The 18,045-nt window shown below is 58.4% G+C and carries 15 protein-coding genes and 1 pseudogene; 5 read left to right on the top strand and 11 right to left on the bottom strand.

Annotated elements, in window-relative coordinates; translation table 11 throughout:
- Nucleotides 1-140 precede the first annotated feature (140 nt).
- The 4 genes from AC05QJ_RS28505 (at nucleotide 141) to AC05QJ_RS28490 (ending at nucleotide 3,849) form a co-directional block, all read left to right on the top strand.
- On the top strand, nucleotides 141-347 hold the full coding sequence (locus tag AC05QJ_RS28505) for a helix-turn-helix transcriptional regulator (RefSeq protein ID WP_476744539.1): 207 nt from the start codon (nucleotides 141-143) through the stop codon (nucleotides 345-347).
- Nucleotides 348-1,247: a toprim domain-containing protein gene (locus AC05QJ_RS28500; RefSeq protein WP_476744538.1), complete on the top strand. Its 900-nt coding sequence runs from the start codon at nucleotides 348-350 to the stop codon at nucleotides 1,245-1,247.
- On the top strand, nucleotides 1,244-2,719 hold the full coding sequence (locus AC05QJ_RS28495) for a YfjI family protein (RefSeq protein ID WP_476744537.1): 1,476 nt from the start codon (nucleotides 1,244-1,246) through the stop codon (nucleotides 2,717-2,719). The genes AC05QJ_RS28500 and AC05QJ_RS28495 overlap by 4 nt, the downstream gene beginning before the upstream one ends.
- Nucleotides 2,720-3,096: 377 nt before the next feature.
- Entirely contained in the window at nucleotides 3,097-3,849 is a 753-nt protein-coding gene (locus AC05QJ_RS28490) for a helix-turn-helix domain-containing protein (RefSeq protein ID WP_476744536.1), read from the top strand.
- A gap of 819 nt (nucleotides 3,850-4,668) precedes the next feature.
- Here the strand turns inward: AC05QJ_RS28490 and AC05QJ_RS28485 are convergent.
- Entirely contained in the window at nucleotides 4,669-4,803 is a 135-nt protein-coding gene (locus tag AC05QJ_RS28485; protein ID WP_256589614.1) for a hypothetical protein, read from the bottom strand.
- A gap of 909 nt (nucleotides 4,804-5,712) precedes the next feature.
- Between AC05QJ_RS28485 and AC05QJ_RS28480 the strand changes: the two are divergent.
- Nucleotides 5,713-6,015, top strand: a pseudogene (locus AC05QJ_RS28480) (ATP-binding protein); the annotation flags it as partial.
- 159 nt (nucleotides 6,016-6,174) lie between these two features.
- Here the strand turns inward: AC05QJ_RS28480 and AC05QJ_RS28475 are convergent.
- From AC05QJ_RS28475 to eat, 10 genes are all read right to left on the bottom strand, one after another.
- On the bottom strand, nucleotides 6,175-6,774 hold the full coding sequence (locus tag AC05QJ_RS28475; RefSeq protein WP_476744535.1) for a hypothetical protein: 600 nt from the start codon (nucleotides 6,772-6,774) through the stop codon (nucleotides 6,175-6,177).
- 312 nt (nucleotides 6,775-7,086) lie between these two features.
- A complete protein-coding gene (locus AC05QJ_RS28470; protein WP_476744534.1) occupies nucleotides 7,087-9,861 on the bottom strand; it encodes a UvrD-helicase domain-containing protein in 2,775 nt (924 codons plus the stop codon).
- A 489-nt stretch (nucleotides 9,862-10,350) separates the two neighbouring features.
- The gene (locus AC05QJ_RS28465; RefSeq protein ID WP_476744533.1) at nucleotides 10,351-11,061 is read right to left on the bottom strand and encodes a LexA family transcriptional regulator; all 711 of its coding nucleotides are present in this window, start codon (nucleotides 11,059-11,061) and stop codon (nucleotides 10,351-10,353) included.
- A 185-nt stretch (nucleotides 11,062-11,246) separates the two neighbouring features.
- Nucleotides 11,247-11,774 carry an inorganic diphosphatase gene (gene ppa / locus AC05QJ_RS28460; protein ID WP_065761987.1) on the bottom strand — a complete coding sequence of 176 codons (528 nt, stop codon included), beginning with the start codon at nucleotides 11,772-11,774 and terminating at the stop codon, nucleotides 11,247-11,249.
- A gap of 91 nt (nucleotides 11,775-11,865) precedes the next feature.
- Nucleotides 11,866-12,681 (bottom strand): M90 family metallopeptidase, encoded by an 816-nt coding sequence (locus tag AC05QJ_RS28455; protein WP_476744532.1) that lies wholly within the window; start codon nucleotides 12,679-12,681, stop codon nucleotides 11,866-11,868.
- A 9-nt stretch (nucleotides 12,682-12,690) separates the two neighbouring features.
- Nucleotides 12,691-13,341 carry a DedA family protein gene (locus tag AC05QJ_RS28450; protein ID WP_476744531.1) on the bottom strand — a complete coding sequence of 217 codons (651 nt, stop codon included), beginning with the start codon at nucleotides 13,339-13,341 and terminating at the stop codon, nucleotides 12,691-12,693.
- Between the two features lie 364 nt (nucleotides 13,342-13,705).
- The gene (locus tag AC05QJ_RS28445) at nucleotides 13,706-14,158 is read right to left on the bottom strand and encodes an N-acetyltransferase family protein (RefSeq protein ID WP_476744530.1); all 453 of its coding nucleotides are present in this window, start codon (nucleotides 14,156-14,158) and stop codon (nucleotides 13,706-13,708) included.
- Nucleotides 14,159-14,267: 109 nt separating this feature from the next.
- Nucleotides 14,268-15,086: an ethanolamine ammonia-lyase subunit EutC gene (gene eutC, locus AC05QJ_RS28440; protein ID WP_476744529.1), complete on the bottom strand. Its 819-nt coding sequence runs from the start codon at nucleotides 15,084-15,086 to the stop codon at nucleotides 14,268-14,270.
- 12 nt (nucleotides 15,087-15,098) lie between these two features.
- Nucleotides 15,099-16,493 carry an ethanolamine ammonia-lyase subunit EutB gene (locus AC05QJ_RS28435; protein ID WP_476744528.1) on the bottom strand — a complete coding sequence of 465 codons (1,395 nt, stop codon included), beginning with the start codon at nucleotides 16,491-16,493 and terminating at the stop codon, nucleotides 15,099-15,101.
- Nucleotides 16,494-16,542: 49 nt separating this feature from the next.
- Entirely contained in the window at nucleotides 16,543-17,991 is a 1,449-nt protein-coding gene (eat, locus tag AC05QJ_RS28430) for an ethanolamine permease (protein ID WP_476744527.1), read from the bottom strand.
- Nucleotides 17,992-18,045: the final 54 nt, after the last annotated feature.

Here is an 18,045-nt window from a genome sequence, read left to right as displayed (position 1 = left end):
ACGCGTGCTGAACTCACCCACCCCCTGCTGCTTTCAGGGGGGTGGGTTTTCTGAAACCCATCTGGCTATTTTCGACCCCGCCTGCCGCATACCTTGCACATCGTCCGCCCTACAACGGGGCAAACCTAGAGGTAACGACGATGACCGCAATTGTTCAACCTGCCCGCTGTATCTATCGCCTACCCACCGTGAAGGCCCGCACTGGGCTGGGGCGCACCACCATTTACGATCTGATGAAGGAAGGCCGTTTCCCTAAGTCCCGCCGTATTGCTGGCGCCCACGCGGTGGGTTGGGACTCGCTCGAGATCGAGGCGTGGATTGCCGAGCAGCTTGGCGAGCTGGCCTAAATGGAAAAGAGCCAACTCCTTTGCCAGCGGAAGCTCGAATTGGCTTTTCGTGACGCCATGCAAGCTAGGTTCGGGCCGCTGGGTTGGTTGCCTGAGTGTGACGGTACTATTCACCGTTTCTGGGTGCCAGATGATAATCCCGGAACCCTCAACGGTTGGTACGTCCTATTCCCGGATGGTATCGCCTCTGGGGCGTTCGGCAGTTGGAAGACTGGATGCTCCAGCAATTGGAGCATCCGCAAGCCTGCCAATCCGTTCGAGGCTGCCATCATCATCCGACGCATTGAGCAGGCTCGCCACCAGCGTGAAGCCGAGCAGCGTCAGCGCCAGCAGGTCGCCGCTGTTCGTTCCCGTAGTGTGTGGCGCTATGCCATGCGGGCTGACACGTATCACGAGTATTTGGTCGCCAAGGGCTGCAAGTCACACCATCTACGTCAGGCTGGCGACGTGCTGCTGATCCCGCTGTATGTCGGGCGAGTACTGGTAAACCTGCAACGCATCGGCCCGGACGGCAGCAAGCGCTTCATGTATGGCGGGCAAGTTACTGGCGCCTACAGCCCAATTGGCCGGCTGGAGCTTGGCGCTCCTTTGTACGTCTGCGAAGGGTGGGCAACCGGTGCGACTATCCACGAGCACAGCGGGGCTGCCGTGGCTTGTGCTATGAACGCCGGCAATCTGCTGCACGCTGCTCAGCGTCTGCGCCACGCCCACCCGCAGAGCCCTCTGATTATCGCTGGCGACGATGATCGTCAGACCGAGGGCAACCCTGGGCGCACTGCCGCTAACTGCGCTGCCGCTGTGCTGGGCTGCGGTGTGGTGTTTCCTCCTTGGTGCGGGGCTGAGCCCCTGAGCCTGTCAGATTTCAACGACCTGCATCAATGGCGGGAGGCGAACCAATGACTGTAGGTAGCCTAATTCCCGACCCTGGCTATCCAGAGCCGCTGCCGCTGCTACCTGATATGGAAGCAGCAGCACCTTACCCCTTGGACGCATTGGGTGAGCTGCTGGGAGGCGCTGCCGCTGCAATTGTTGAGGCATGTCAGGTTCCTGGAGCACTTGCCGCGCAATCGGTCCTGGCTGCCGCTGCGATGGCGGCACAGCCACACGGCAACGCGCAGCGAGACGGGCAACCGATCCCGCTGTCACTGTTTGCGCTAACCGTGGCGGAGTCAGGTGACCGAAAGTCCGCCGCCGACCGCCTGGCGTTGTGTGCCCACCATGAACGTCAAAGCGCACTGCTGGACGGTTACGGCGCTGAGCAAAAGCAGTATCGGGACCATCGCGACGCCTACCAATGTGCCCGCAGTGTCATTCTGGAGAAGGCGAAAGGAGATCCTGAAACCGCTGCCGGTGAGCTGGGGAAGCTGAAAGAGCCCACAGCGCCGCCTTCCCCTTTTATTCTGGCCGAAGAGCCCACGTTAGAAGGGCTGCAAAAGTCGCTGCTGCGCGGCTATCCGTCGCAAGGAGTGTTCAGCGATGAGGGTGGGCAATTCTTTGGAGGGTATGCGAGTAGGCCCGAAAACATGCTCAAGAGCGTTGCGGGTCTGTCGAAACTTTGGGATGGGGCACCAATCATCCGCACCCGCGCCGCCGAAGGTGAAAGTGCATCACGTAGTGGCTGCCGGTTGAGTGCCCATCTGATGATTCAGCCCATTGTTGCCAGTGAGGTGCTGAGTAACCCGCTCATGCAAGGGCAAGGTTTTCTGGCGCGCTTCCTGATTGCTTGGCCGCAATCTTTAGCCGGTACTCGTCTCTATAGAGACGCCGACCCGAACCGCGACCTGCGGCTAAGGTGCTACTGGGAGCGCATGGCGCAGCTTCTTGCCTTGGCGCCACCTACTAATGAACAAGGTGACTTGGAGCCAAATGCTTTGGTGATGGACCCCGACGCCAAAGCTGTATGGGTCAAAGCGCACGACGCCATCGAGATGAGCCTAGGGCGCGACGGCAATTTGCAAGAGATCAAGCCGACAGCAGCCAAAGGCGGGGAGAGCATCTTGAGAATCGCTGGTGTACTCGCCATCGTGGAGAAGGTTGAAGACCTGAGTAAACCTATCATCGAGCGCGCCGCCACATTGGTGAATTGGTATCTAGGTGAAGCGCTTCGACTGACCAACCCAGTGAGCGCCGATCCTCAGTTGCTCAAGGCGCAACAGTTGCTGGAATGGCTGATCAAAAATGGTTGGCATGCCTTCGACGCCCGAACATTACAGCAGAAGGGACCACCCGTAGCGCGTAAAAGCGCAAAGCAACGTGACGCACTGTTAGCGCTCTTGGTGAAGCATCACCAACTGCTGATGGAGGACGGCAAGCGTTTCAGAATCAATCCGGCTGCAACAACTGCGACAACTGCTACAGGTCCGCAAAGTTGAGGATGAGCCGTTGCGACCGGTCTGCGACAACATGCGACAAGCCCTCCGTCCTCAGGCATTTGTCGCAACCTGTCGCAAGCCTGTCGCGCAGTTGCAAACCAGCAAATGTCGGGCTGTAGCACTTATCGCAAATGTCGCAGCACCTGACTTCTGGAAGTCTCGGATAGTGAGCGTCCTGGATTACCTACGGCGCTCAGGCCTGACTTTTGAACGCATCGCTGGATGGCTACGCGTCTCGCAAGTCGGGCGTACCACTGGCCCCGTGCGCCTGTTCATAGCCGCGGGAAACATTAGGAATTCTGCCCCTTTCTGTCTCGCTACTCGCTGTCCGGTCCGGTTCTTCAACTGCATTCCATAAGGGTTTGGATTGCCTGCCTTTGGCACTCGGTGATTCGCATGCCGCCTTGTTCGATACGGCTGAGCCAGTCGGATCCAGAGAGACCCTCCCCGCGTTTAACGCAGTGCCCATACCGGTCAACCATTTCTTTGAGCGTAGCGACCATCTCTGGGTAGGACGGGCCGCCGTCGAACCGAACGCTGAGCCAGCCCAGGCGCGAACGGCTGATCCCAAAATCACTTTCTGTGTGCCGTCCAGATCCCGCCTGCTGACCATTTCCCTGCTGGGTGTCCATTCGTTTCCGCCCTTGGAGATCATTTTTGCTAGCGGAGTTGCTCGTGAAGCAATCCATTCCTCATCAAATGTTCTCACATGGAAAAGTTACTTGCGAAATTTTTTCCTCTATAACTTTGCCCTGCTGGAAAGCCATCCACAGAATCGCGTGATGAATATCGGCGCGGCTATACGTAAGGTTCGACTGGAAAAGGGACTCACTCTGGAGGCGGTTGCTCTAGAAGCGGGGACCTACGCGGGTAATCTGTCGAAGATCGAAAGGTCGCAGCAGTTGCCATCTCTGGAGCTGCTACACAAGCTCAGCCACGCGCTAGGCACGAAAATGTCTGAGCTGTACGCTGTCGCGGAATCTGAGTCGGAAGGTGGCGAAGAGGTTGCATCTGATCAGAGCAATGAAGTGATCTTGGTGCGCCGAAATTTCCAGGTGCTCAGTCCAAAAAATCGCAGACTCGCTATCGAGTTCTTGAAGCTGCTGGGGCAGTCACAGGACGAGGCCTGACGAATCCTCAATCTCCTCGTATCTTTCATTTCATGACCACAGAGGGTCAACGGAAAGCCTTGTGGTGGCGATCTAGCTCAACTCGTCGTTGCAAGTAGCCCGGTAGGGCAGTCGAGTGGATCAGGGACATGATCGAGAAGCGCGCACTGGACGAATGTTCGCAGAAATTGGTCGGCCCTGCTGTTCATGCCCTAGACCGCGCTACAGGGCGTGCTGAATAGGCTGCTGATGATTTGCGTAATGCACCCAGTTCGATCATTTGAAGCTGGGCAGGTATTTGGACGGCTACTAGCTGCGTGCTGCTGATGGTGGTCGCAGTGTTGATCCTGTTGGTTCTGACTTAGGGCGAGATTTCTGGCCGTGCGCCAATGCGAAAGCCAGGGGCGGGAAATTTAACCTGATCGTGTGCTGCCCCAGTAAGCGGCCCTGTGCCGATACCGGCATCAGGGCGAAAACAGCCAGTGCCGTACCCTCAAAGGGTACTAACTCTGTTCCCCGCTAACTTTGGCGGCAACTGCTGTGGCTAATACCCCTGCCGCTGCCATAAGACCCCATTTAACGACCTCACCAGCGCCATTGGTGAGACTCTCCGTGCAGCGAGGGCATAACTCATCGTCGTAGTTCTCACCGCCCTTTGCGTAGCTACTGCACCCTGGCGTTCGGCATATAAGAATTTTTTCCTGGCAGTCAGGGCATACGCAGAGGTCACGCCGGATCGAGTTCTTTTCAAGAATGTCCGGTTTCACCGTATTTTGGCAGTAGGGGCATTCACCGCTGTGTTTTGCTGTCATCAATCTGCTACTCATCCATGTGTTGATGTTATGAGCGGCGCTGCTTCTGTAGCTCTTTACGCTTGCGCTCAAGCTCCTTCATTTCAGCCTTTCTCTTAAGCAATTCAGCTTCAATCTTCAGTTCTTGAGGGGTCTTGTTCTTAACGCCAGCGGGTCGGCCCATGTGGTGATGCTCCAGTGAGTGAGCGCTTTTTATACACCATAAATACGATAAATAAACTATATTTTTTTGATTTTTATGCTTTTAACGTGGGCTTCTCTGCTCAAGACCAAGACGCCGCTGCCGTTATGGCTCCGCCAATGCAGAGGCTGCGAGCTGCGGTTCTCATAGGTTCAGAGGTACCTGATGATTCTTGGTAATGGTCAAAGAGTGCGTGATGCACTGCTAGCTGCCCGTGTGAGCATCACCAACTGCTGGGGGGCAGTAAGTGTTTCAGAATTAATCCGGCTGCGACAACTGCTACACGTCAGCAAAACTGGTACTGAGCCGTTGCGACAGGCTGCTACAAATAGACCGCCCGCAGGCATTTGTCGCGACGTCGCACGCTAGCAATGGCTGCCGCAGTTGTCGAAAATGTCGCAGCGCCTGACTTTGAGAGCTTAGGACGATGTCCGCCCTGGATTACCTACGGCAGTCCGGCCTACTGCTGAGAGCAGCGCTGGCCGGTCACGAGTCTTGCTGGAAAATTGCACCTGACTTGACCAAGCGTTTGCATCCCACTTGACCACCTGCTTGCATTCGACTTGTCCAGCGTCTTGCATCGGATGTGACCAGCGCGTGGGTCGCAGGCCTGTTGCACCGTTGCCTACCAGCAAATGTAGGGCTGTAGCAGTTATCGCAAATGTCGCAGTATCTGACTTTGAGTATTTCGGATAATGACCGTCCTAGACCACCTAGGCCGGCTCGGCCTGATGTTGAACGCATCGCTGGCTGCGCATACCGGCTGTCGGGCGTATCACTGGCCCCGTGCGCCTGTTCATAGCCGTAAGGAAACATTAGGAATTCTGCCCCTTTCTGTCTCGCTACTCACTGTCCGGTTCTTCAAATACTCTCCATAAGGGCTTGGATTGCCTGCCTTTGGCATTCGGTGATTCGCATGCCGCCTTGTTCGACCTGGACGACTGGGGCCTGGCGCCGTTTACCGCTGCGCAACGGTGCGACATGCTCGAGCTGCTGGACGACCGCTACGGCAACCGCTCGACACTGGTGACCAGCCAGATGCCGGTGGACAAATGGCATGCACTGATCGGCGACCCGACCCTTCGCTATGCGATCCTCGACCGGCAGGTGCACAACGCCTATCGGATCGAACTGAAGGGTGCATCGATGCGTAGGCGCGCAACGAAATTGACGACGACAGGGGCTTCAGACTAACAATGCAAACCTGCGTCGCTGCGCTCCGACTGCCTGGCCAAGTGGGTGTGGATCAGGTGTCCAAGTAAGTGTGGAATGAGCGTCCAAATGATCGTGGTCAGGGTGTCCAAGTGTCGTGGAATCCGCAGCATCGAATCTGACCAGTGCAATGGATGCGCCTTACAGCTCGAAATGGCGTAAGAATGTATGAACATTCTTTCCAGTGTCTTTGTTAAAAATAACTTCTTCATTGCCAATTAAGCCGTCTGCGATTTTGATAGACGCTTCATTGCCCTCATCTACCACTGCTTCGATGGCAAACCCACCAGAAAGCTTGCCTTGCATCCCATTGCAAAACTCGGTCAGAGCTTTAAGTGCAATAGTCTTGCCCCAATTGTTGTTACGATAATTTTGAGCAACGGCCCAGTCGATCTGCCAGGTAGTGACACCTTCTCGTACAGAGTCAAAAATGATGGTGCAACGAGCCATCACCTCATTCTGAACGGTAGGGCTGAACATAACGTAGGTGAGCCGCGCAACGCCTTCAGGTTTGTCGCCATGGGCGTAGACGTCTGGATAGACTCGCCCCGGCTCAATCTTGATAGCGTTGTTCTTGATCGCTACGGCAATCTGCCGCAAACCTTCCTCTGCAAGCTCGGCTCCGGTCATTTTATTTAAAGCGTGTAGTGGTTTCGAAACCAACGCAGAGACTGGTGCTGGTCTTGTGTCGAATGGTAACGATGCATCCTTGGCCTTCTTTTTTTTAAAAAAACCAAACATGTCAAAATTCCTATGTTAAATGTATTTTAGTTAAATTAAAGAGTTCTAAAGATCGCCACGCCCCTGAATGGAATCATGTGCGTACGTCTGGTTTGGCTGATTTCAGCACTTTGGCTACTGACTGTCGAGACGTACGCCCCATTTTGGTCGATTTCTGCTGGTCAAGGCGCACCCATCGTGCTGGTTAGATCCAATGCTCGGGAATGACTTGACCACTTCATAATCTGTTTCATCAGCGAAGATTTCGTCGGCTGGTATTCGAAAATTTTGCCAAGTCAGGAGGTCTTTCTCAGAATTTCCTTAGATCGTTGATCACCAAGGGCCTCGATATGTAGAGCCACCCCGCTGATCTGAATTATTTCTTGGTTGCTTAGGCTTGTGACGGCACATGGGGTAACTCGAGCACGAGCGAAACTCTCCATATGGCCCTTGTCGGGGGACAATGACGCCAACCTTGCAGACCGGGCACCGATCTTCTTTTATCGGCTCGCCCCGAATGCTCGAAACTTTGATAGCACCCTCCTTGACTATTTCATCGAGAAAAGGTGAGTTTTTACCCATGACGGTAAACATTGCTACGGAACGACGGGCGCGAGTTAGAGCTACGTAAAATAGCCGCCGCTCTTCACTGTGCTGATACGTGTCCCCTGCTGGCATGACTAGCCCAAGTAGGGAGTCATCACTCTTGGTGCTAGGAAAACCTCTGGAGACTATGCCAGGTAGGACAACATATTCAGCCTCATCACCTTTGGAGGTGTGGACAGTCTTAAACTTGACATCCAGAAGATTTCCGAAATCATGTTGCCAGTATTCAGGAATGTACTGCCTGTCATTTCTGTAGCGGCCTAGGATGAATACAGTAACTTTTCCACCTTTACCTAGTGGTACTGTACCCTCAGTCAAGCGTGCATGTAGGTCTGAAAGGTAGTGATTGATGCCCCCTTGAATTTCGTTCCTGTTAGGGACTTGAAACGCCTGAATCGGAACATCCAAAGCGGGCGTCACTGAGGTGACTCGTTTGGACAACTGCGACGGGTTTTTGGAGACGAACCGGCTCGAGACGTCACAGATCTCTTGAGGGCAGCGAAATGTGGTCTCAAGTCGGTAGATCTGACCGTGCCCGAACCACTCCCGGAAGCCGGTCATTACAGATATGTCTGCACCTGCAAAGCGGTTAATAGACTGCCAGTCGTCACCAACTGCAAAAAAATGCCGGCCTGGCTCGGTTACCAATGCCCGACACAGGCGCGCACGAGCTCGAGATGCATCCTGGTACTCGTCCGCCATTACCAAGTTGTAGGGAGAAGGATGACCTCGCTCTAACACGTCAGCAGCCATATTGATCATGTCCTCAAAGTCGATTCCCTTCTCTGAGGACAAGGCCATGTTCCAGCCGTTAAGCACCGGAATTGCTAACTTCAGAAAAGCCTCGTATCTATATCTGAAGGCGTCAGTCGGCAGGTCTTCGAGGCGCTCATAAAGTGTATCTAAGGTAAGGCTATTGCTCTTGAAATGAGTGATGAACGTTCTGATCAGTTTGGCTAGGTCGGCGTGCTCCATTGGCACAAGCCCCCTAGCAGGGATCGGACGGTCTGGATTTGGATCAAGAACCAAGCCTCGAGCGGTCAGCTCATTGGACAGGTGCTTGAATATCTCGCCGCTGTACAACTGATAGGAGGTCGTTTCCATGAGTGATGTGCCCATTCTTTGATGGGTCTCACGCTTCCATTCCACACCCTCAACATAGCCTTTGAAATGCTCTGGTGCTTTGCCGGATGCGTCTAAGGCAAAGTGCTCGTGGTAGAGGTTGACTTCAGGGTAGAAGAAGTCTGGAAAATATTGACGGTGCGTGACGGTGGCGGTGTCATGCTCGTAAGAGCGTTCGTACTGATACTTGACACCGTTGTAGAAGAGCCAGTTAGCGATGATACGCTCCTCTTGGCTCGCCACATGGTCTCCGTTCAGAGAAACAAGACGACCTTGTCCTGCCTTGTCCCAGGCCTCGAATAATTGATCCTCTCCGGCTGCCGGGATGTCTCGCCCCAATACCAGTCTGAACAGATCCCACTCAGCTCTGAATTCTTCTGACTGATCCTTGAGGTCATCGATAATGGTTACGAGCTTCTGAAGGCCTAGGACATTCTCCACGGCCCATTCAGGCACATGGGGCTTGCGCCCTGTCGCTTCGGCAATGATTGATAGCCCCAGAGAGTGGAAGGTCTTGGCCTCGATCTGTACGTCTTCGATATCAACACGCTTCAGCGATAGTGCAACTCGTGCCTGAAGCTCTTCTGCAGCAGATTTGTTGAAAGCCAGCATCACGATAGAACTGGGGAAGACCAATTTTCGGTGCAGGGCATAAACTGCCTTGGCCACCATCGTCGAGGTTTTTCCCGAGCCTGCGGAGGCGATGACTTGAACGCGGTTATCAAAGCAGATCACTGCCCGCGACTGTTCGTCGGTAAGAGGTTTGCTTTCCACCCCTGCCAACAGAGCCTTGCAGGCCTCAAGCTCCTGAAGCATGTGAGTGTCGTTTCGCCGCGCCCAGGCCGCAGGCCAGTCACACATCCAGCTCTCCAGATCGCGCTCAACGGTCGTGTCGGCATCCGGCAACGAAGACTGAATCTCTGAGGTCTGGAATAGCTCGTTTAACGCTTTATCGTCAATATTTAGATCCGGCTTAGCTGCTAGCAACTCTTGCTGCATCTCATGAGTCAACCACAAGCATTTCGAATCAACCTTTTGCACATACTCGGCGACAGTGTTCAGCCAGATTCGAATGGACGAGTAGTACTCTTGAAAGCGCTGCCGGCGAGTGACTGTGAGGAGCCGACCTATTTCGTCACGTAGTAGAGATTCCTTTGAGTTAGGTAAGCCGTCCACGCGGAGTGTGCGACCTTGGCGGATAGTAATATCCGTCCACAGCAGTCCACGGGTTATCTCTACCGTAGGAAGATTTTCAGGCTGAACCTCGACAACATTGTCGCCAACTCTCAAAAAAAGCTGGTCGCCCTCGACGTATAGACGCCACTGCTCAGTTTTTGTTAGCAACCGCCCCCAAGCGGATGCTCGCCATTCCGTCGCCATCCTGATTCCACGAGCGAAAAAAATCCAGTGTACCTCAAGACGTCCTACGTTCCTTGGCGAAACGGCCTACACACGAGGTGGCTTGAGTGAATCGGATTGTGATGCAAAAGCGAAGATACGTCCGGCCAACACCTCTTCCTGACGTAGCCGCCGCCCAGCTATATAGAAATGAGGAGGAACGATCACGTAGCGACAGAATGGGGGAATAAGTGGGGGAATAAATTGATGCTTTTGAGTAAGGCCGCGTATTACGTATCTTTCAGGCATTAAAAAGCCGGCTTGTGGCCGGCTTCTCGGGGACAGTCTTGGCTGACTTTTGGTAAGCCGCAACCGCCTTCAAATCGTTGGTTCGACACGGGGTCGAAAAGGCGAGGGCTGTGTGAGGCCTCGCCAGGCTCTGGCATGCAAGCGGCAGCCGGAGCAGAGGTGGGCCGTAGCATACTGGGAATGGCTCGCAATGCCCAGCAAAAAATGCACCATTCTTGTCTCTCAGTCCGGTCGCTCTGCGCGAAATTGAGCCCACCAGAACACCCAGCCGAGGACTTCCAGTTGCTGACTGCGGCTCTGGCTGACGCTGTAGTTCTCGCAGGGGAAGGCTTCGTTGTCGTGGCTGTGCAGGCGCAGGGCGCCGTTGGAGCGCTTGCTCAGGCAGTTGATGCGCAGGCGGCCATTGTGCAGGACGGCGTAGATCTCGCCATCGACCACCCGGGTCAGGCCGCGGTCGATCACCAGCGGCGCGCCGAACGGGATCAGCGGGGTCATGTTGTAGTCCGGCATGGTCAGGCTCGCGGCCTGCGCCGGATCGACGCCGAGACGGTCGAAGGCATGGCGGGGCAGGCGCAGGTAGCGGCTGCCACTGACGGCCAACTGGCCGTGTTGAAGGTCGTGGAAAGGGATCTGCAGATCACCGTCGCCGTAAGTGGCCAGGGCACTGTGGTCCGGTGGCTCGTTCCTGGGCCGGTTGTCTCCGCGGCTCATGCGCGGCAGCGGGCTGCTGTGCTTGGGACCTTCGCCCGTGCGCAGCCATTTGCTGCGCACGCACAGCAGTTCGGCGATTTCATCGAGGCGGGCCTGGGGCACGCCACGGTGAAACCAGTTGTTCACATGCTGGGGCGTTACCCTGCGTTGCGCCGCGAAGTCCGAGGCGGTCAGGTTGCACTCGTTCAGCAGTGCCTTGAGTCGATCACCGGATGTATTCATGGGCAGTGATTCTAGTGGCCCGAGGCAAGGCTTCCTATAAACATTGGGTTGAGATGTTTCCGGAGCTCGATGGGTTGGAATTACAGCAATTGCCTAGGAAATCGTAGGAAAAGTCGCTGTTTGTGTTTTCGATCGCCCATGAAAAAGCCCCGCGGAGTGCGGGGCTTCTTCGTCAGGCGGGTTGCTTAGCCCTTGTAGGCAGCAACGGCCTTGGTGATCTCGGCGCGGGCAGCGTCAGCATTGCCCCAGCCATCGATCTTGACCCATTTGCCTTTCTCCAGATCCTTGTAGTTCTCGAAGAAGTGCTTGATCTGCTCCAGCAGCAGGGCTGGCAGGTCGGTGTACTCTTTGACGTCGACATACAGCTGCGACAGTTTGTCGTGCGGTACGGCGATGACCTTGGCGTCGCCGCCGCCGTCGTCGGTCATGTTCAGGATGCCGACCGGACGGGCGCGGATCACCGAGCCTGGAGCAACCGGGTAAGGGGTCACGACCAGCACGTCCAGGGGATCACCGTCGTCGGCCAGGGTATTCGGGATGAAGCCGTAGTTGGCCGGGTAGAACATAGGGGTGGCCATGAAACGGTCGACGAACAGGCAGTCGCTGTCCTTGTCGATCTCGTACTTGATCGGCGCGTGGTTGGCCGGGATCTCGATGGCGACGTAGATGTCGTTCGGCAGGTCTTTGCCGGCTGGAATCTTGCTGTAGCTCATTGGGCGTTGCCCCCGTGTTTGACCAAAAATTGGCCGCGATTATAGGCACATTCGGAAACGCTTGCCACGCCCGCCCCGATGCTTGACCGATTCACTCCAGCGCTTCTTTGTAAGCGGGGTGGCTCAGTTGCAGTTGCTGGAGGCGCGCCAGGGGATCCTGTCGGTAAAAGCCGCGAAGCTGCGCGTATACCGCCGGATACGCTTCAACCAGCAGGTCAGGCGCGCTGAAGAAGTATTCACTGGTGACGGCGAAGAACTCGGCGGGGTTCTCGGCAGCGTAGGGGTCGATGGCGGTCTCGGCGTCGGGGTTGCGGTCGAGCTGGCGGTTGAGGTCGTCGTAGGCGTGCTGCATGGCGCCTGCCCAGTCGCTGACGCGCATGTCGCCGTGCAGGGGCGGCAGGCCGTTGGCGTCGCCGTTGAGCATGTCCAGCTTGTGCGCCAGCTCGTGGATCACCAGGTTGTAGCCTTCCCACACACCGCTGCTCTGCACGCCGGGCCAGGCCATGATTACCGGGCCCTGTTGCCAGGCTTCGCCGCTGTGCTCGGCGTCCCATTCATGCTCGATGCCGCTGCTGTCGCGGTGGCGCTGGGGGCTGAGGAAGTCATCGGGGTAGAGGATGATTTCGTGGAAACCCTGGTACCAGTTCAGTGCACCGAGGTGCAGCAGCGGCAACTGTGCCTGGGCGGCGAGGAACAGGCGGTCGCCGTCATTCAGCTCGACGCCCGGCAGGAGGGTCAGGTGCTTGTCGTGGAGGAACAGGATGCAGGCTTCGCGCAGCCACTGGTCCTCGTCGTCGCTCAGCCCGTCGAGGATCGGCAGGCGCGCGCGCACCTGCTGCCAGAGTGACGGGTCGATCGGGTGCCGGGCCAGCGTCCGGCGGCGCCGCCAGGCGCTCAGGCTCCACATGCCGGCGGATCAGTGTGCCTTGGCCGTACCGCGGTTCATGCGGCTGCGGACGACGCCGATGATCACCGGCAGCAGCGACAGCAGGATGATGGCGACGATCATCAGCGACAGGTTGGTCTTGATGAACGGCACGTTGCCGAAGAAGTAACCCAGGGTGACCAGGCCGCCGACCCAGAGGATGGTGCCGGCGACACTGAAGCCGAAGAAACGCAGGTACGGCATGTGGGCGATACCGGCGACGAACGGCGCGAAGGTGCGCAGGATCGGCAGGAAGCGCGCCAGGGTCACGGTCTTGCCGCCGTGGCGCTCGTAGAAGTCGTGGGTCTGCTGCAGGTAGTCGCGGCGGAAGATCTTCGAGTTCGGGTTGCGGAACAGGCGTTCCCCGGCTGTTCGCCCTATCACGTAGTTGGTGCTGTCGCCGAGGATGGCCGCGAGCATCAGCAGACCGCCGAGCAGCACTGGGTCCATGCCGCCGCCTGCGGCCACGGCGCCGGCGATGAACAACAGGGAGTCGCCCGGCAGGAACGGCATCACCACCAGACCGGTTTCGCAGAATATCACCATGAACAGGATGGCGTAGATCCACGGCCCGTAGTTGTTGACCAACAGATCAAGGTAGGTGTCGAGATGCAGAATGAGGTCCAGCGGGTTGAAATCCATGTACAACACCTGTGTTCAATGCGTTGGCTGGCAGTGCGAAGAGCGTAAGGTTACCCACAAGGAAGGGTAAAAATTCACACGATATGAAGGGCGCCATTATACGGCTACAAGATATTTCTGCTTACGCAGTTTGTAGCTGAATGTGCGGAGGCTTGAGCCTTGTGCAGATCGCTGAATATGTTGCAGCCAGGCACATATCAAGGTGGGAGTGGCTTTAGCCGCGATTGGCCGCATAGCGGCCATGAAACCTGTGTTCCCGGTCTTCCAGAGGAATCGCGGATTCAGGTTCTGCGACGGCTACGCCGCCGATCGCGGCTGAAGCCGCTCCCACTGGATAGCAAGTGATCTGCCGCTTTGCGGCGTGTCAGTTGATCGGCAGGACGTAGTTCTTGAACTCGGTGTCTTCGCGGAAACCGATGGATTCGTACGTCCGCATCGCCACTTCGTTGTCGCTGCTGGTAGACACGCGCATGCGCACGGCATTGGTTTCCTTGGCCATTTTCTTGGCTTCGCGCATCAGGTGGTCGGCCACCAGCATGCGCCGGGAGTCTTCGGCGACGTAAATGTCGTTGAGAATCCACACACGCTTGAGCGACAGCGAGGAAAAGCTCGGATAAAGCTGGCAGAAACCCATCAGCTTGCTGTCGTCATCGTCCGGCAGGGCCAGGTAGATGACCGATTCGCCGCGCTCCAGACGCTTCTGCAGGAAGGCGCGGGAAGAGTCCGGGTACGGCAGTTGCCCGTAGAACTCGCGGTACTTCACGAACAGCGGGGCAAGCAGGTCCAGGTGCTCAAGGGTTGCTTGGATGATTCGCATAAGCAGGCCTCGTGTTTCGATAGGAATGGCGGCGAATCTTGGGCAGCCGTCGCCCCAGATGCTGCCTAAAGCGGAAAAAAAGCGCAATCGACGAAAAAGTAGCTGTCATTCACGACTTTCCAAGCAGGAAATTTCCGTTTGATTGCGTGTTTGTTTCCGATTCCAGTGTCTGGACCTGCGCTTCGTCCTTCAGGTTCACCCCGGAGAGTTGCCGCCGACAGGCTTCGCGCATCAGGTACACCAGGCGGTGTGCGGCCATGCCGTAGCTCAGCCCTTCGAGGCGGATGTTGGAGATGCAGTTGCGATAGGCGTCGGTCAGGCCGACTTTCGGGTTCCAGGTGAAGTACAGGCCGAGGCTGTCCGGCGAGCTGAGGCCGGGACGTTCGCCGATGAGAATCACCGTCATGCGGGCACCCAGCAGTTCGCCGATTTCATCGGCCACCGCGACCCGGCCTTGTTCCACCAGCATCACCGGCGAACTGGACCAGCCATCGGCGGCGATCTGGTCTTCCAGGCGGTTGAGCAGCGGCAGGGTATGCCGGTGCACGGCCAGCGCCGACAGGCCGTCGGCGACGACGATGGCCAGGTCCACGCCCCCCGGATTGGCCTGGGCGTGCTCACGCAGCACCTGTGCGGAGTCCTCGTGCAGGCGGCGGCCGAGGTCGGGCCGTTGCAGGTACTGGTGGCGGTCGTGGGCGGCGCTGCGCAGCAGCAGGCTGTCGCGGCCGCGCTCCTGCAACTGTTCGCGCAGGCCGGCGTGGTCGAACGGCAGGTGCACAGCGTCACGGGCCTGGGCGTGGGCGAACTGGAAATCCAGTTGTGCCTGGGTCGGCAGGCTGGTGCCGGCGCGGCCCAGGGCGATGCGCGCCGGGGTCAGGCGGCGCAGTTCGAGCCAGGGGTTGTCGGTGGGCGTCGGTTGCTTGTCCATGAGGTGGCTCGCTTATCCCAGTTGTGCCAGGGCTTGGCGGAAGGCCGGCGGCAGGTTGTCGCCGAAACGCACCCGGCCGTCGGCCTGGGTGAAGATGCCCGTGCGTGCCAGCCAGGCCTCGAATTCCGGCGCCGGCTTCAGGCCCAGGGTCTGGCGGGCATAGAGCGCGTCGTGGAACGAGGTGGTCTGGTAGTTCAGCATGATGTCGTCGGAGCCGGGGATGCCCATGATGAAGTTGATCCCGGCCACGCCCAGCAGGGTCAGCAGGGTGTCCATGTCGTCCTGGTCGGCTTCGGCGTGGTTGGTGTAGCAGATGTCGCAGCCCATGGGCACGCCGAGCAGCTTGCCGCAGAAGTGGTCTTCGAGGCCGGCGCGGATGATCTGCTTGCCGTTGTACAGGTACTCCGGGCCGATGAAGCCGACCACGGTGTTGACCAGGAACGGCTTGAAGTGCCGGGCCACGGCATAGGCGCGGGTCTCGCAGGTCTGTTGGTCGACGCCGAAGTTAGCGTTGGCCGACAGCGCGCTGCCCTGGCCGGTCTCGAAATACATCAGGTTCTGCCCGAGGGTGCCGCGGTTCAGGCTCAGGCCCGCCTCGTAGCCTTCCTTGAGCACGTTGAGGTTGATGCCGAAACTGGCGTTGGCCGCCTCGGTGCCGGCGATGGACTGGAACACCAGGTCCAGTGGCACGCCACGGTTGATCGCCTCGATGGAGGTGGTGACGTGGGTCAGCACACAGGCCTGGGTGGGGATGTCGTAGCGCTGGATGATTGCGTCGAGCATCTCCAGCAGGGCGCAGATCGAGGCGATGCTGTCGGTGGCCGGGTTGATGCCAATCATGGCGTCGCCGTTGCCGTAGAGCAGGCCGTCGAGAATGCTCGCAGCGATGCCCGCCGGCTCATCGGTGGGGTGGTTGGGCTGCAGTCGGGTCGAGAGCCGCCCGCGCAGGCCCATGGTGCCGCGAAAACGGGTTTCGACGCGGATCTTCTGCGCCACCAGCACCAAATCCTGAACGCGCATGATCTTCGAGACCGCTGCGGCCATTTCCGGGGTCAGCCCCGGTGCCAGCGCCCGCAGGCTGGCTTCGTCGGCCTGGTCGCCCAGCAGCCAGTCGCGCAGCCCGCCAACGGTCAGGTGGCTGACCGGAGCGAAGGCCTGTTTGTCGTGGGTGTCGATGATCAGCCGGGTGACTTCATCCTCTTCGTAGGGAATCAGTGCCTCGTTGAGGAAATGGCTGAGGGGAATGTCGGCCAGGGCCATCTGCGCAGCGACCCGTTCGCCATCGTTGCTGGCCGCCACACCGGCGAGAAAGTCGCCGGAACGGGCTGGGCTGGCCTTGGCCATGACCTCTTTGAGGCTGTCGAAACGGTAGGTCTGGTTGCCTGCCGTGTGTACGAAACTTGCCATTCGGAATCTCCAGAGCGCCGCCGGGCCGGCCGGCGGCGCGGTGAGGCGGTCAGTGCAAGGCTTCTTCAGCCTTCTGGATCGCGGCGAACTCTTCTTCCGGGGTGCCGGCTACCAGGTGGTGCCGGCTGTACAGGGCAAAGTACGCAATCAGGATGCCATAAATGATCGCGGCACCGATGACCACCCGTGGATCCACCAGGAAACCGGCGACCACCGCCAGGCACGCCAGCACCAGTGCCACGCCGGAGGTGAGGATGCCGCCCGGCGTACGGTATGGGCGCTCCATTTTGGGGCGGCGGATGCGCAGGGTGATGTGCGCGGCCATCATCAGCACATAGGACAGGGTAGCGCCGAACACCGCCACGAGGATCAGCAGGTCACCCTGGCCGGTCAGCGACAGGGCGAAACCGATGAGGCCGGGAATGATCAGCGCCAGTACCGGCGCCTTGCTTTTGTTGGTCTGCGACAGCACCCGCGGCAGGTAACCGGCGCGGGACAGGGCGAAGATCTGCCGGGAATAGGCGTAGATGATCGAGAAGAAGCTGGCGATCAGGCCGGCCAGGCCCACCAGGTTGACGAAGCTGCCCATCCAGGTCGAGCCGCCGTACGCCTTGGACAGGGCTTCGACCAGCGGGTTGCCCGAGCTTTTCAGCGCCTCGGAGCCGGCGCCGCCTGGGCCGATGACCAGGATCAGCAAGGCGAAGGCCAGCAACACCAGCATGGCGCCGATCAGGCCGCGGGGCAGGTCGCGGCGCGGGTTCTTGGTTTCCTCGGCGGCCAGCGGTACGCCTTCGACCGCGAGGAAGAACCAGATCGCGTAGGGGATCGCCGCCCACACGCCGACGTAACCGAACGGCAGGAACTCGCTGGCGCCCACGGCCTGGGTCGGGACGATGTCGAACAGGTTCTTCGCCTCGAAGTGCGGGACCATCGCGACCAAGAATACCGCCAGGGCGATGGCCGCCACGGCGGTGATGATGAACATCAGTTTCAGCGCTTCACCGACCCCGAAGATGTGGATGCCGATGAAGATGATGTAGAACGCCAGGTAGATCATCCAGCCGCCGATGCCGAACAGCGACTGGCAGTAGGCGCCGATGAACACGGCGATGGCGGCGGGGGCGATGGCGTACTCGATGAGGATCGCCGTGCCGGTGAGAAACCCGCCCCAGGGCCCGAACGCGCTGCGGGCGAAGCCGTAGCCGCCGCCGGCGGTGGGGATCATCGACGAGAGTTCGGCCAGCGAGAAACACATGCACAGGTACATGGTGGCCATCAGCAGCGTGGCGAGGAACATCCCGCCCCAGCCGCCCTGGGCCAGGCCGAAGTTCCAGCCGGCGTAGTCGCCGGAAATCACGTAGGCCACGCCCAGTCCCACCAGCAGGACCCAGCCGGCGGCGCCTTTTTTCAGTTCACGTTGCTGGAAGTAATCGGAGCCGACTTTTTCGAAATCGACGGAAGAGCCTGCCGGGGAACCGGCGGAATGATCGCTAGGCATGGGGAGTCACCAGTTTTCTTTATTGTTGGTGGTGAAAGCGCTTGCGGGGAGCTG

This window comes from Pseudomonas sp. TUM25319, from assembly GCF_056388475.1.
This window is presented reverse-complemented; position numbering and strand designations above follow the sequence as displayed.